The sequence below is a fragment of the Adhaeretor mobilis genome (assembly GCF_007741515.1).
GTDB lineage: Bacteria > Planctomycetota > Planctomycetia > Pirellulales > Lacipirellulaceae > Adhaeretor > Adhaeretor mobilis.
In genome coordinates, this window is record NZ_CP036263.1 from 5,521,194 (window position 1) to 5,534,949 (window position 13,756).

Below are 13,756 nucleotides of genomic sequence, written 5' to 3' on the forward strand. Positions count from 1 at the left end.
TGGGAGGGTCGACGTCTCAGCGTCGGGGAGGGTTGCACCTGAGAACGGTTGGCCTTCGGCTGTTAAGTCAGCAAGCTGGGGATGGCAAGCTGTTTGATCGTTAGCAGCGAATGCGGCTCAAGCAACGCATTCAGTCTTTCCGTCCCAAGGTGCGCAGGGCGACGGCATGCTGCCGAAGCGCTTCGCGGAAGGTCGGGTATTCTACGTACGCCACGCCATGGTCTTGGCACGTTGTGCGCACATAATCGGAAACCAGTGGATAGCACGTATGCGGTAGCCGCGGGAAGAGGTGGTGCTCAATTTGAAAGTTCAATCCGCCAACGAGCCACCCGATCGATCGGCTCTGCGTAGCAAAGTTGGCGGTTGTTGCTAACTGATGCTCAGACCAAGTGTTTGTCGGTCCGGCCCGGCAGAACTCAGGGGGCGTCAAAGCGTCCGGCACAATGTGCGCTAACTGAAACACGGTAGCCAGCGTGAGATTGAAGACTACGGCAATGACTGCCAAACCGGCCAGCGCCGTCGTCCACCCGCACACTACCGCCGGTAACGCCCAGAGCATGAGGAAGCACAACAGTTTGCCAAGACAAAACGCGACCCTATCTCCTGCGGTCATGTGGGGCAATTGCGTGTGCTGATCAACGCGCCCTGTTACGAACATTCGTATGTCGCGCAGGTTGTGGGCACTGAAGTTCAGCAAATAGACCAACGGAAAGTATAAGTGTTGATACCGATGCCACCACCGTCGCGGATGGTCGTACGAGAGTCTCAGCACGCCTCCACTGTCGATGTCGTGGTCGGCGCCCTCGATGTTGGGATACGTATGGTGCCGCGAGTTGTGGACGTAACGCCACACATGGCTGCTGATGCCGATGACGTCTGTCAGAAAACCGACCGCGCGATTTGCCCGACGAGCGACGAACATGGCGCTGTGATTAGCGTCATGCGTCACATTCATGGCCACCAGAGCATCGGCCCAGGCAAACAGTGCGCACGCCGCCAGATAGGCGACGGATAAACCGTCGCGCCCGATGGCCAGCATGAGTCCATACAAACCGATCCACAGAGTGCAAATCGTGACTGCCTTGACGAGCAACCGTTGCCGCGCTGACTGGACCACCGTGGGGGTGCAGATCTGATGGACCCCCGCCTTGAGATCCACAAAGAGCGCATCGGTGCTTGGGAACGGGCGGACCACGGGCAACTGCCCGCGCGCGATGCGTGATTGTATCGGCGTATGGCTCGGCATTCAGTCCTCAGCTCGATCTTTATCGAATGGGTTGAACCCGAGACTACCTCAAGCTCGCAGCACTTGCCATGTTAACTTCGCTCGCCCGCTTGGGTCAAACTTGGGGTGAAACATTTCAGGACTACGCAAAGAATGAACCTGTGCAGATCAGGTTGCGTACGTGTTTTAGAGCAACTAACGTTTCGTCCTTAATTTCAGGAGGTTTTACTGTGAATGCCGCTCACGCGGAGAGTCTGCTAGCTCACTTGCAGCAGATTCCCGACCCGCGTGGGGCTAAAGGAAGGCGCCACTCATTGCAGGCCATGCTGGCCACCGTTGCCTGTGCCGTATTGTGCGGTGCGCGAGGCTATGAAGCCATTGCCCAGTGGATTCACGCTCAAGAGAAGAGCGTTTGGTATCTGCTGGGGTACTTTCGCACGCCGCCCAAAGAAGGCGCGTTTCGTTACTTACTGAACATGATGGACCCGGAGCAACTCGAACAAGCCTTGCGTGCTTGGATCACTCCTCACGCAGAAGTCGACCCCCAAGCAATGGCCTGCCTAGCCATTGATGGAAAGACGCTTTGTAAGACCCTGGATCGGTACGGCAAGTCGGTCCATCTCTTGAGCCTGTTTGATCAGCAGACCGGCTGCGTACTCAGCCAAATGCCTGTCTCGGGAAAGACGAACGAGATTAAGACCGCCCCCGAAATTCTCCAGACGCTTGTCTTGGAAGGACGTGTGGTGACCGGAGACGCGATGTTCGCACAGACCGAGATTTGTAGGACCATTACCGATTCGGGCGGTGACTTCCTGATTGTCGTAAAAGGCAATCAGGGAAACTTAGAAGAAGACATCGCCGGTGATTTCTTACCGGCCTTTTCCCCCCGCCAGTCAGCATAAAAAAGAGGCGTTCCAAACCGAGGTCCGGACGCACACCAAAGAGCATGGTCGCGTTATCACGCGGCATCTTCAGGCCAGCACGCGGATCGTTCCGCACCTCTCTCGCTGGCCCGGACTTCGGCAGGTGATTCGCTTAGAGCGTACGAGTCGTCGCAACAACGAGACGATCACCGAGGTCCAGTATGCCATCACCAGTCTCTCTCCGCAGCGTGCCGATGCGGAGAAGCTGCTTGAGATCTGGCGTAGCCATTGGGGCATTGAAAACCGTTTGCACTGGGTTCGTGATGTCCTCTGGCAAGAAGACCGTTGTGGGGTCCGTCATCACCGTGGAAGCCAAAACTTAGCCTGCTTCCGCAATGCGGCTATCAATCTGCTCCGTTTAGCCAAAGTCCCCAGCCTCATCGGTGCTATCAGAGAAAACGCTTACCGAGTCGATAAGCTATTCGCCAAGCTGGGTATCATGAAACTTTGAATCGCCCTGGGAAACATTTCAGAACCAGTCACCCATTCCCATTCCCTAGCGATCTTTTAGGAATGCTCAAATCAGGTTCGATTCTTGCGCCTTTATCTCGCGGCGAACTCGCTACGGTGCGTCGAACAATGAATCGAATGGCACGTAGATTTCTGGAAGCGTTTACGCCGAACTGACCTAGGCAAAAAAGGCCTCACTTGCACAGATGGTGTTCTCTAACACCACCATTACTAGCAAGCAAGGCTTTTTTTGACGACGTTCGTTCAGCAAGGACTAAAGAAAGTACTGCTGCGATAGCGATGCTTAGGAGTTGGGGTGATAGGACTTAAAGAAAAGTAAGTGCCATTCGCGTACCGAGCTGACGCTCGTTGCTAACTCCCCTCGGACTGGTAGGCCGACGCGAATTGGCAAGTTGCTATCGTGCCCTCCGAGGGGGCGTCCTCGCAATCGCAGCGTCGAATACCCCTTCGGTTAGTAAGCAAAGAATCTCTGCAATTGAAATAGAATCGCATGCTATCAGTGGACTCTTTTAGCTAAGGTAATGACCTTAACACGATTCAAACTTAGGTGGATAATCAACTTACGTGCAGTCGGCAGGTTTGACAAAAAAACAGGAAATAGACATGGCATCCCAATGTTTACATTTAGTTAAGCTTCTCAGGGATACCCTAATTGCGCTTCTGCTTGCAATTCCGTTGTGTTCGATTCAAACTTCCGCTCAAGATTCACCCACCGGAAATCAGGACAGCAATTACAGCTGTACTTTCAACTTGCAAAGCGAGGTTTTAGCTACCCCTGCAACAATCCCTCTAATTTCAGATGGACGGCCAGTGAATCTAATTCGCATCTTTGGAGAGTTAGATTCATCTGGAATTGGAAGTGGCTTTCTTGTTTGCGAAGAAGGTGAATGGCAATTCAATAGTTTTGGTGATGCCAGCCTCTCTCAATTAAAGCGAAAGAAGAAAATCCCTGTCCAATTTCACTTGGAAGGTGTGAATGCACAGCGTGAAAAACTAATTCGAGTTACCTTTGAACCGACTAGGTCGGAGCAGGATCTATACCTATTGCTAACGGATAAAGCGAGTCTGGCCAGATCCAGCCAGCTGATGCTTGGTGTGCACCAGAGATATTTAGTAGGGAATGCGAAACCGCCCCGACGCACTGATACACTGTCACCAACGCAAGTAATACAACTTTTTGATCGTGTTCCGATTGCTGAGAAAACGGACGATAGCCAGGCTGGTGTAAAGCAAACATTACCTCCAAAGACCTCCTTAGCAAGCGGCTATGTGACAGGAGTAGCCGAGAATCCGAGTGATTTAGGTTTATTGGAGGTTCCCTTGCGTAACCGTAGATTGAGTAAATTAATATGTCTCGACCAGAATAAATGCTCTTATGAATGGTCAGGTAAACATTTCCACAGCGCGGTTACTATGGTGGCTTATCCGGGGTACTTGATTAAGCTAGAAGCATTGCGACTCAAAGACCCACTCAATAGAGGACGGAGCCTATATCACGTGGAATTTCTAGAAGAGAATCGTATTGAGGAACTCCAAGGCAAGGAGCTCTATCTAGTTGCTGATTCAAGTGAGTCTGAACCGTACCGGCTCTTAGTACGTCAAGGTGAAGATTTACAATACGTGTACCGGATGACTTCAATCAAACGCTAACCACTGAGCGTATAAAGGAAGCCGTCGAAATCCATTCGAACCTGTTACGTTAGCAGAAATCCTATACGTCACGGCGAATTGTTGCACTGCTGGTAGTGAAAGCAGACTTCCATGAGCCGTCACTGGAACGCAGCACCTCCAGGTCTCGCCCCGCAAGACCTACTTCCGATTCTTAACCTACCGTAGCTTACAGGTGATCATTTTGGCGGGCCGGTCGCCCTCGAAGCAGGAAACTGCCGGTTGCTAAAGTGTGCCGTTGACGCCCACCTATGAGTCAAAACGCAACATGCTAACGTGCGTCGGAGTACCAGTCCGAGGGGAGTTAGCAACTAGGGAAACAACGGTTTCAGGTCTATTTTAGGGTCGGGGCCGATCCGCTAGACTGCGGGCATGCCTCGCACGAAACGTCATTGTCCGACCGGTCACGTTTTTTTGACGTCCTCAATCGAGCCGGAAGCAGAGCGCCTGGGCCTGGGCCTGGGCCTGGGCCTGGAAAGCACCCTACGCAAGCCGGGCAGGCCTAAACAAGAGACCTGACCCTTTTGTTTCTCCACAAGGCAAGATCAATGGGGAACTGATGCCTTTTGAATTCTTAAACCGTGTGTTTCGTTCTCAACACGCTTCTAGCTTACTAGTAGCGTGTTTACTCTGCCTGACCTCCACGGGTTTAGCGATGGGAGGAGAACGTTGGTCCAAGGAACGAGCCACCCAGTGGTACGCCAATCAACCGTGGCTAGTTGGTTGTAACTTCTTACCGAGTTCTGCCATCAACCAACTAGCCATGTGGCAGGCCGACACATTTGATCCAGAAACCATTGATCGTGAGCTAGGTTGGGCCGAGTCGATCGGTTTCAACACCGTTCGCGTGTATCTCCACGACCTGCCTTGGAGCGAAGACCGAGACGGCTATTTTAAGCGGATCGACGAATTCCTCTCGATTGCCGAGAAGCACAAAATCAGTACGCTGATGGTGATTTTTGACGGCGTCTGGGATCCAGATCCCCAGTCGGGACTGCAAAGACCTCCACGCGCGGGAGTTCACAACAGTGGCTGGGTGCAAAGTCCCGGGCGAGTTCTCCTGGCCGATCCGAAAAAACAGGATCAGCTCAAACCGTATGTCACCGATCTCGTCACCCACTTTGCCAACGATGAGCGCATCGTCATTTGGGACCTCTTCAACGAGCCTGACAATCCAAACACAAGTAGCTATGGGCCACTAGAACTCGACAATAAGGATGAGGTTGCTGCTCAATTGACAAGAAAGGCGTTTGGCTGGGCACGCTCGGTCAACCCATCGCAGCCTCTGACGGTAGGAGTGTGGCGAGGGCCCGCTTGGGATAATCTCAAAGATCTCAATCTTGTGCACCAAGCTGCCCTGGAACTGAGCGACGTCATCTCCTACCACGATTACGGCACTCCGGAAGCTATGCAGGCTCGTATCGACGAGCTTCGCAAGTACGGTCGTCCGCTGATCTGCACTGAATACATGGCCCGTGGTCATGGGAGCACATTTGAGACGATCCTGCCGATTCTCAAGAATGAGAAAGTCGGCGCGTATTGTTGGGGATTGGTCGATGGCAAGTCTCAAACGAAGTACCCGTGGTCGACTTGGCAAACACCGATTCTCGGTGAGCCAGAACTCTGGCACCATGATATTTTTAACACCGATGGTAGTCCTTATCGTCAGAAAGAAGTGTCCCTAATCAAAGAACTGACAAGCAGTGAAAGCAACGGGGATGAGAAGTAAGGGGAAACAAAGGGGGCATGCCTCGCACCAAACGTCATTGTCCGGCCGGTCACGTTTCTTGACGTCCTCAATCGAGCTGGAAGCAGAGCGCCGCGCGCCTGGGCCTGACCTTTTGTTTCTCCAAATAATTAGCCTCGGCTTCTGCTTCTACGTGTTAAGAAACCTAAGCTAGCACCAGCCAGTAGAACTAGACTTGAAGGTTCAGGCATAGCGGTTTTCGATGCAATCGTGTCATTAATCCAAGCTGACGCAAGGTTCACTTCGTAGGCGGAGCTTGCTGCGCCATAGCGTGAAACTCCTTCGCCGCCAGATGTGATTCCAGCTAAATAGAAGTCTTCATCGGACTGAATGAACCATCCTCCGCCTGAATCTCCGGGCATGGCTTGGCCGCCGAGAGCAGAGAAGTTGGAGAATCCCGGTTGAGTGAAAAAATACTCTAAATATCCAGTTGTAGGCGAATCTGCGAATTGGACAAAATTCTGTGAAGCGCGCTTAACACCGTCAAGGGTAGGCGCCGCGCCAGTTGCAGGGGTTCCAGTTTGTCCGTATCCAACAATGCTAGCGACGTCACCAACCTGTACGGAACCCTGGTAAAGCTCCGCTGGCGCAGCCGTAGTAAACCCATCTTCAAAGTAAAGCAAAGCCAGATCCACTCCTTGCTCGACACCGTCGTAGCCAGGATGCAAGAACACTTCGGTAGGTGTCTTAAACTCCTGAGCACCTGTAGAGGTGTTCGATCCGATGACGAATAGAAACTCTTCTGGTAGGAGTAGTGAGTTCGGATTGTTTACGTCAGCAACAGTGGCGTGTCCCGCCGTAAAGGCCCAATTAAATCCACCAAATTGGTTCATAGGGCCCACACCGACACCGGAGGCAAAGCCGGTGTCGCCAACAAAGAGGCCGCCGACGCTTGGAAACAAAGCCGCGTATTCAGTATACGCAGAGGCTGGTGTAATGTTCACATTGTGAACACCAACCGCATGCGCATTCGAGACGACGCCACAAATGACCGGCACCGCCAACATAGCGACGCCTAACATCAGCATCACAAACGGATCTCTAGCAGCGCATTCTATTGTAGGTTTCATTGTACTACTTTCCTTGTCTATCCAAACGAACGGCTTCCAGAATCCAACGCCGAGTCAGACTCCAACAAAAATTTCTCGTAACCTGTCCCTATAAGAACAAGACCAAAAATCTTGAGGCTATAACATGAGAGAAAACCATTCTCTCGCCTCAAGTTCGTGCGCACGCACGCCTAAGCGCAGCACTGCTCACGAACTTAAGAACAATAATGTCTACTCGAAAGAAGTTACCTAGAAAAGGAACGGCGGGAAAAAACCCCTAGTTCTTAAGTCTCGACCACCCAACCACTACATCTCACTCGCCCTCACAATGCCTAAGCCCTGCAAGCCGACCTAATACATCTGCTTAAGGTACTGCCTCGGAATTTCGTGCCATGGAAGCTTTCTGATATTTGTAATCCCTCCTCATTCAATCTGGTTAAGTGTTCAAACTCGTTCGTCTTTTCCTGCGGATCAGCCAATCCTCGCAGTGCCTTATATCTTGGTAGGTGGCCCGCTTGGTTTTTCCTGTCGTCATCGTTTGACAGCGTCACCAGACTATTGTAATTGCTGGCATTGCCCCAATCTACAATAGGAGAAGAGACGCGATGGGGGAAACAAAGGGGTCAGATGGCCGGGGCCGATCCGCTAGACTGCGAGCATGCCTCGCACGAAACGTCATTGTCCGGCCGGTCACGTTTTTTTGACGTCCTCAATCGAGCCGGAAGCAGAGCGCCGCGCGCCTGGGCCTGGAAAGCACCCTACGCAAGCGGGGCAGGCCTAAAAAAGAGACCTGACTCTTTTGCTTCTCCGCCGCTGACGCTCGCGATAGTTGGAGTAGTGCTAGCACACCGGCAGAGGCGAACTTGCGTCCTACGACCCACGCCGCTACTCTCCGCCACGGAACTATTTGCCAAACTGAGGAGAACGCCGCTGCGCGTTGCCCGTGATGTCGACTATCGCTACCCGTCTACTGCTTGCCGCCCTGCCCTGCTTGTTGGCTGTGGGCTGCAAACAGATGAATACGCAGGCCCTGAATTCAGAGGGAGTGCGTCTTTATCAGTCTGGCAATTATGCTCAGGCGGCCGATCAGTTTCAGCGTGCCGTGGCAACCGATCCCAAGAACGCCACCAGCTACTACAATCTGGCCGCGGCACTTCACAAGAGTGCCAAGTTGCAGAACAACACGGCCGAATTTGCTCAGGCAGAGCAACTCTACAATCAGTGCCTGGAGTACGATCCCAATCATACCGAGTGTTATCGCGGGCTGGCCGTGCTACTCACCGAAACCAATCGCCGCGACGCCTCCTTTCGCTTGCTCGAAGGCTGGGCTCAACGTAGTCCCAAGTTGGCCGACCCGCGTATCGAGTTGGCCCGCTTGCTGGAGGAAAATAACAACCTACCCCAAGCGACCACACGTTTGGTTGAGGCCATCTCGATTGAGCCGCAGAACAGCCGCGCGCTCACAGCACTGGGCCGCTTGCGAGAGATGTCCGGCGATCGTGCCCAAGCGCTCGCCAACTACCAGCGTTCGCTCACAATCAACCGCTTCCAACCAGAGATATCCACTCGCGTAGCGTCGCTGCAAGCCGCCGGCGTTTCGCCCGCCGCACCGCCAATTGTCACGCCGCAAGGCGACACACGAACGGCAACACAATGGCAGCCTGTTGTGCGCTACTAGATCGCGTTTGTCAAAAGGGAATCGCTGAGGCTCAGCACACTGCGCCCGCCTAACTTCCTCTTGCTCCACCAGCCGATCTTCGTGCCACTCACGACCACCTCTTGCAACGCAGGGAGCGATGCAAGCACGCTGGCAGCCTGTTTGCCGACGGGATTGTTGCTGAGATCAATCTGCTGAAGTCGCTCGAACCCAGCCAAGCGCGACACCCCCTCGTCAGTCACTTCGCAGTTGGAGAGATCAAGCCTGCGTAGGTCTTGGAAACTCTTCGCGTTCTCCTCCAAGCATTCCAATAAAGCATCACCACGCGGCGAATCCGCCAGCTTGATGCCAATAGTCTTCTCCGTCAGCTCAGCGAAGTCGCCGAAGGATTTCCTCAGCCAGTCGATCACCTCGTACTCGATTTCTGCCCCTAGCTCTCTCACTAATTCGACGGCCGCCGTCTGTCGGACATAGCGTTTCACTTGTGCGGCGATCCACGAATGACGATCGGTGCGGTGCTCCAGATAGTGCATGGCGCTTTCGAACGCCTCGTGCAGTTGATGGAACTCGCTTGCACTGCCGCCGTGATCTGGGTGCGCTTGCTTCGCCCGCTCGAAATACGCCTTGTGCACGTCCGTCTCCGCATAAGGCGGTAGCAGGCCTAACACAACCATATACTCGGGGCGCTGAAACTCTGAATCAGACGAATCGGCGGTGCTCATCTTTTGCCTTTCTCTGTGTCATTGAACAGGCGTTCGAAATTCTCGCAAGCACCCCGAATAGCGACTGCTCCGTCGCAGCGCTTCGCGAGTTGCTGGCAACTCTCGTGAATGCTGGGTTGCTGAAACAGCTCGGCCAGGCGTTGGGCAACTTTGTGCGTCTTGAATTGTTTGGGCATGACGAGATCGCCTGTGCCTAGGCGTTTCAGGCGTGTGGCGTTGTCCAGCTGATCGTAGGACATCGGCATCACCAACTGCGGCACACCTGCGGAGAGCGCCTGGGCGCAGCTGCCGATGCCGCCATGATGCACCAGCGCCGCCACGCGAGGTAGCAGTTTGCTGAATGGCACAAAAGCGAAGTGCTGCACCGACGGCGGCAGGTCATCCGGAATTTGCTGTGGGTATTTCGTGAGTAGCACGCCTCGACGATCGAGCTTCTCACAAACGCCGACCGCCGTTTGGAAGAACTTAGCTGCTTGCGTGTTTGCAGAACCCGGGGCAAATGCGATAGGCGGTTCGCCTGCATTGAGAAAGGTTTCGACATCTTCGGACAACTCCGCAGCGGGGTCGGAATCATAGAGCGGAAAGCCAACCAGCTCAGCTGAGTGTGGCCAGTCGGGCTGTTTAGGGCCAAACCACTCCGGCCAGAAGCAGAGGGTCAGCTCAGGTGAGTTGTGCCACTGGCGATAAATCCGGCTCACAGGTGGCAAGCCAAGTTCGGCTCGCAAGCCATTCACTTCTTTGCCGAGAATGCGATCAATCACTAGCTTGTCACCCAACCAGAATTGCAGTCGCTTCAGCCAGCGTGGGGTGGGCGGCTGCGTGAAGGCCCCGATGAAGTTGGGCGTGTCGTGCATCGTCCGTAGAGCGAGCGGCGCGTAGTGGATTGTCGCTTGCGGTGCACGATTTCCCTGCTGGATCTGCTTCTCACTAAAAGTGCGACCGGCCAGATCGAGCCCATGGGATCCGAGCACCGTTTCGCCTACACGATAGTGATCAGAGATGGTGTCGTACAGTTCGCGTGCGAAAGTAGCGACCAGCTCCATCATGATCTTCGGCCCTCGTATGGGCCGCCAAAGGTCAGGGTGGCTTGTGAGCTCCTCGTACTCTTCGATCGTTCCCAGGGGTACAAGATCCAATCCGGCACTTTCAGTCTCCTCTCGAAAGTGCGGATTCGTAATCACCGAAACCTCGTGTCCACGCTCGCGCATCGCAGCGCCAAGCCCTACCATCGGTAAGACATCGCCATAGCTGCCGAGCGCGGTGAGAAGGAGATGCATGGGGAACTAGTGGGCAGTAGGCAGGGAGCAGTCACTTCCATGAATATATCCTAGCAAGTTGTTCCGAGACTAGGTTGCACTACCCTAATGCGAAAGCGACAATAGGACGATGGCCGACGACTTATCCGACGACGACGACCTTGAACTGGAGCTGGAGCCTGTCGATCCAGCCATTGTTGCTCACGAGAAACAACGGGCCGAGCAGCGCATCAAGCGTGCTGGGCAGACGGTTGCTATCGACAACGTTTATGAAGAAGACGAGGAAATCGGGTTAGATTTTGAGACTGACTGGATCAAACAGTTCCGTTTCTCTACACGGCACCTGCTCATTCTCACTGCCGTGTTGGCCATCGTGCTTACTCTGCATCGCCAAGTTGGCGGTTGTAACTTGCTATTCTGGGGCTTTCTCACGGTCGTAGCCGCGGGCTGGTACTTTGTGCTTCGGCAAGAGCGGCAACTCATCGCCCGTCGCCAGGCGAAGCGGGCTGAGCTGGAAGCGTTGTTTGCGCAGGACGAGGACGCGTTCGAAGATACCGGCAGCTTTGCTCGCGACTTAGAAGCGATGCGCGCCGAAAGCATGGACGCAGAGCGACCGCGATTTCAGTGGCAGTTTTCCATGCAACAACTGCTGATGGCAATGACCGCGGCCGCCTTGATGCTTGGCTTCTCGCGACTGTTCGGTCGCGATACCATGGGCATTCTGCTCGGCTTCACGGCGCTCGCCGGTCTGGTCGTGTACGCCACCGGTTACGAAGCACCGCGGATCGTCGTGCTCGGTTGGTGGCTGCTGCTGGTGATGTACCTGATGCTCGGACTGGTGATGATGTTCGTACCGGAAGGTGCGTAGTTTGCGAGTAGTCCTCGAGTACGTTAGCCCGCACCGTCCCGGTGGCGATCTACTTGCTTTGCTTCTCGATCCACGCTTGGACGTTCGCCTCTAGCACATCCAAGGGAATCGCGCCGCTGGCGAGCACCATGTCGTGAAAGCTGCGGATGTCGAACTTCTCTCCGAGGGCTTCCTCCGCTTGGGCGCGCAACGCGCGTATCTTCAGTTCGCCCGTCTTATATCCCAATGCTTGCCCAGGCCAGCCGATATAGCGATCGATCTCTGCGGTGATGTTGTGCAAACTCATGGCGGAATTCTCGTGCAAGTAATCAATCGCTTGCTTACGCGTCCAACCCATGTAGTGAATACCCGTATCGACTACCAGCCGACTCGCACGCCAGATTTCCATAGTGAGCCGGCCAAAATCGCTGTAGGGGTCTTTGTAGAAGCCGATCTCACGCCCAAGGCGCTCGGAGTACAGCGCCCAGCCTTCGATGTAGGCGGTAAAGTCCGCGAAGCGGCGGAACTTTGGCATGCCTTCGATCTCTTGTTGCAACGCGAGTTGCAAATGATGCCCAGGCACCGCTTCGTGCAGCGCAAGCGCTTCGAGCGTGTACAACGGGCGGCTCTTGATGTTGAATGTATTCAGGTAGAAAAACCCGGCCTTGGTGCCATCGCCCGCGGGACGTTGGTAGTAGGCTGCTGTAGTGCGCGGAGCGTTGTACTCGGGCACCTCGCGCAATCCGTAGGGCGTGCGCGGCAGCTTGCCAAACAGCTTGGGCAACTCGCCGTCGGCCTTCTTCAATATCGCGGCCGCCTCCTTCATGAGTTGCTCGGCTGAGGGTGCATAGAATTGTGGGTCGGTTCGTAGATACGTAGTGAACGCCGCGAAATCGCCGTCGAAGCCCACCTGCTGGATGATTCCATCCATCTCGCTACGTATCCGCTTCACCTCTGCGAGACCAATTTGGTGAACCTCCTCGGGAGTTTGATCCAAAGTCGTGAAGCGGCGCACGCGATGGCGATAAAAGTCGCGCCCGTCGGGCAATGCCGACGCGCCGATGGAGCCTCGCGCCGCGGGCACGTACTCGTTTTTCATGAACTTGGCAAAACGTCTGTACCCAGGCACAACACTTTCGGCAATGGCTTCCTTCGCAGCAGTGCGAAGTCGCTCGTGCTCGCTCTCGGGCACAGCCGCTGCGATTGCTTCGAGTGGCTCGTAGAGCAAGCTCTTCTCCGGGTCATCGACGATGTGTGTATCGATAGTTGGTTCGTAACCTTGGAGAATAACCGCAGGAACAGTCTTTTCTGTATCAATGCCGACCCGCATAAGTTCCATATACCCGTTGGCATACTCACCAAACGCCTGCAATCGGGCAACGTAGTTCTCGTAGTCTCGCGTACTCTCCAGGGGTACATCGCGCCGCAACTCAGGAAAACTAACATGAAACCCCGAGCGGTTTGTGATCGGCAGCAAGTGATTGCCGAATTTGAACTCGGCGAGCGATTCTCTCAACTGGCGGGCGAAAATATCGTAGTTCACTTGCTCCGTTGCGGCGAGTTGGGACCTATCGAGTGCTTCCAACCGTTTGAGAAATTTGGCCGTGCTCTCATTTCTACGCCGCGCATCCGCCAAGGAAATGGCTTCCAGCTTATCGTTATATCGATGATCTCCCGCACTGGTTGCCCACTGCGGAAACTCCTGCATGTCGTACTCCCAGGAGTCCTCCAATAGCTGCGCAAAGTCGGCCGAAGTGTCAGCACGAACTGAAGTAGCACATGACAGAAGGAGAGTGAAACAAAGCGAAAGTGAGCGAATGGCTGCAGGGGACATTAAGCGTCCTTGAATATGAAAGGCGGGGGAATTGAGTCCATCTATTTTTAACAGGAGGTAGCAGAGCAAACAGAGGTGAATTTTAGTTTGATTCTGTTCTCTCCGTTACCTCCTGTTCAATTCTCGATAGAGCAGATTCTGACGCACGAGCTAGGAGAGGTCGAGCGTCTAAGCGTGACCTTCGCGACAAAACGTGTGTTCGGAATGACGACGCCAAAGGACTTCCTCGGGCGACTCATCTGGAGCAGAACATCAACATTCGCGGCCAAACTGCCTGCATTTTGGCTCTGAGGCTGCATTGACTAACCGTATTGGCACGGGCGTTGCACTCTTAGGCTCTTGTCGGCGTTTTCTGAA

At 54.3% G+C, this 13,756-nt stretch carries 11 protein-coding genes; 6 read left to right on the forward strand and 5 right to left on the reverse strand.

Going from position 1 to position 13,756, the window contains the following annotated elements; translation table 11 throughout:
- Positions 1 to 130 precede the first annotated feature (130 nt).
- Entirely contained in the window at positions 131 to 1,246 is a 1,116-nt protein-coding gene (locus tag HG15A2_RS21730) for an acyl-CoA desaturase (protein ID WP_145063270.1), read from the reverse strand.
- Positions 1,247 to 1,455: 209 nt separating this feature from the next.
- Between HG15A2_RS21730 and HG15A2_RS24900 the strand changes: the two genes are divergently transcribed.
- The 4 genes from HG15A2_RS24900 to HG15A2_RS21750 all read left to right on the forward strand — a co-directional run bounded on the left by HG15A2_RS24900 (position 1,456) and on the right by HG15A2_RS21750 (position 6,016).
- Positions 1,456 to 2,127: an ISAs1 family transposase gene (locus HG15A2_RS24900; protein ID WP_218931927.1), complete on the forward strand. Its 672-nt coding sequence runs from the start codon at positions 1,456 to 1,458 to the stop codon at positions 2,125 to 2,127.
- Positions 2,087 to 2,599 (forward strand): ISAs1 family transposase, encoded by a 513-nt coding sequence (locus HG15A2_RS24905; protein ID WP_145057890.1) that lies wholly within the window; start codon positions 2,087 to 2,089, stop codon positions 2,597 to 2,599. Before HG15A2_RS24900 ends, HG15A2_RS24905 begins: the two co-directional genes overlap by 41 nt.
- Positions 2,600 to 3,222: 623 nt before the next feature.
- A complete protein-coding gene (locus HG15A2_RS21745; RefSeq protein WP_145063274.1) occupies positions 3,223 to 4,269 on the forward strand; it encodes a hypothetical protein in 1,047 nt (348 codons plus the stop codon).
- Between the two features lie 673 nt (positions 4,270 to 4,942).
- Positions 4,943 to 6,016 carry a cellulase family glycosylhydrolase gene (locus HG15A2_RS21750; RefSeq protein WP_218932166.1) on the forward strand — a complete coding sequence of 358 codons (1,074 nt, stop codon included), beginning with the start codon at positions 4,943 to 4,945 and terminating at the stop codon, positions 6,014 to 6,016.
- A gap of 128 nt (positions 6,017 to 6,144) precedes the next feature.
- Here the strand turns inward: HG15A2_RS21750 and HG15A2_RS21755 are convergent, their stop codons facing one another.
- Complete coding sequence (locus tag HG15A2_RS21755) at positions 6,145 to 7,104, reverse strand: trypsin-like serine protease (protein WP_145064217.1); 960 nt, start codon at positions 7,102 to 7,104, stop codon at positions 6,145 to 6,147.
- Positions 7,105 to 8,029: 925 nt separating this feature from the next.
- On the opposite strand from HG15A2_RS21755, the gene HG15A2_RS21760 reads away from it, so the two are divergent.
- Positions 8,030 to 8,761, forward strand: a complete 732-nt coding sequence (locus tag HG15A2_RS21760; RefSeq protein ID WP_145063279.1) for a tetratricopeptide repeat protein — start codon at positions 8,030 to 8,032, stop codon at positions 8,759 to 8,761.
- On the opposite strand, the gene HG15A2_RS21765 is transcribed toward HG15A2_RS21760, so the two are convergent.
- Positions 8,758 to 9,462 carry a hypothetical protein gene (locus HG15A2_RS21765; RefSeq protein WP_145063281.1) on the reverse strand — a complete coding sequence of 235 codons (705 nt, stop codon included), beginning with the start codon at positions 9,460 to 9,462 and terminating at the stop codon, positions 8,758 to 8,760. The genes HG15A2_RS21760 and HG15A2_RS21765 overlap by 4 nt on opposite strands.
- Complete coding sequence (locus HG15A2_RS21770; protein WP_145063283.1) at positions 9,459 to 10,739, reverse strand: glycosyltransferase; 1,281 nt, start codon at positions 10,737 to 10,739, stop codon at positions 9,459 to 9,461. The genes HG15A2_RS21765 and HG15A2_RS21770 overlap by 4 nt, the downstream gene beginning before the upstream one ends.
- 109 nt (positions 10,740 to 10,848) lie before the next feature.
- Between HG15A2_RS21770 and HG15A2_RS21775 the strand changes: the two genes are divergently transcribed.
- Positions 10,849 to 11,586, forward strand: coding sequence for a hypothetical protein (locus tag HG15A2_RS21775; RefSeq protein ID WP_145063285.1), 738 nt, complete (start codon positions 10,849 to 10,851; stop codon positions 11,584 to 11,586).
- Between the two features lie 49 nt (positions 11,587 to 11,635).
- On the opposite strand, the gene HG15A2_RS21780 is transcribed toward HG15A2_RS21775, so the two are convergent.
- Positions 11,636 to 13,399: a DUF885 domain-containing protein gene (locus tag HG15A2_RS21780; RefSeq protein WP_145063287.1), complete on the reverse strand. Its 1,764-nt coding sequence runs from the start codon at positions 13,397 to 13,399 to the stop codon at positions 11,636 to 11,638.
- Between the last annotated feature and the right edge of the window lie 357 nt (positions 13,400 to 13,756).

Excerpts from the sequence above, each read along its gene's own strand:
- HG15A2_RS21755 (WP_145064217.1), bottom strand. The coding sequence starts at position 7,104 with ATGAAACCTACAATAGAATGCGCTGCTAGAGATCCGTTTGTGATGCTG.
- HG15A2_RS21770 (WP_145063283.1), bottom strand. The coding sequence starts at position 10,739 with ATGCATCTCCTTCTCACCGCGCTCGGCAGCTATGGCGATGTCTTACCG.
- HG15A2_RS21780 (WP_145063287.1), bottom strand. The coding sequence starts at position 13,399 with ATGTCCCCTGCAGCCATTCGCTCACTTTCGCTTTGTTTCACTCTCCTT.
- HG15A2_RS21775 (WP_145063285.1), top strand. The coding sequence starts at position 10,849 with ATGGCCGACGACTTATCCGACGACGACGACCTTGAACTGGAGCTGGAG.
- HG15A2_RS21745 (WP_145063274.1), top strand. The coding sequence starts at position 3,223 with ATGGCATCCCAATGTTTACATTTAGTTAAGCTTCTCAGGGATACCCTA.
- HG15A2_RS21765 (WP_145063281.1), bottom strand. The coding sequence starts at position 9,462 with ATGAGCACCGCCGATTCGTCTGATTCAGAGTTTCAGCGCCCCGAGTAT.
- HG15A2_RS21750 (WP_218932166.1), top strand. The coding sequence starts at position 4,943 with ATGGGAGGAGAACGTTGGTCCAAGGAACGAGCCACCCAGTGGTACGCC.
- HG15A2_RS21730 (WP_145063270.1), bottom strand. The coding sequence starts at position 1,246 with ATGCCGAGCCATACGCCGATACAATCACGCATCGCGCGCGGGCAGTTG.
- HG15A2_RS21760 (WP_145063279.1), top strand. The coding sequence starts at position 8,030 with ATGTCGACTATCGCTACCCGTCTACTGCTTGCCGCCCTGCCCTGCTTG.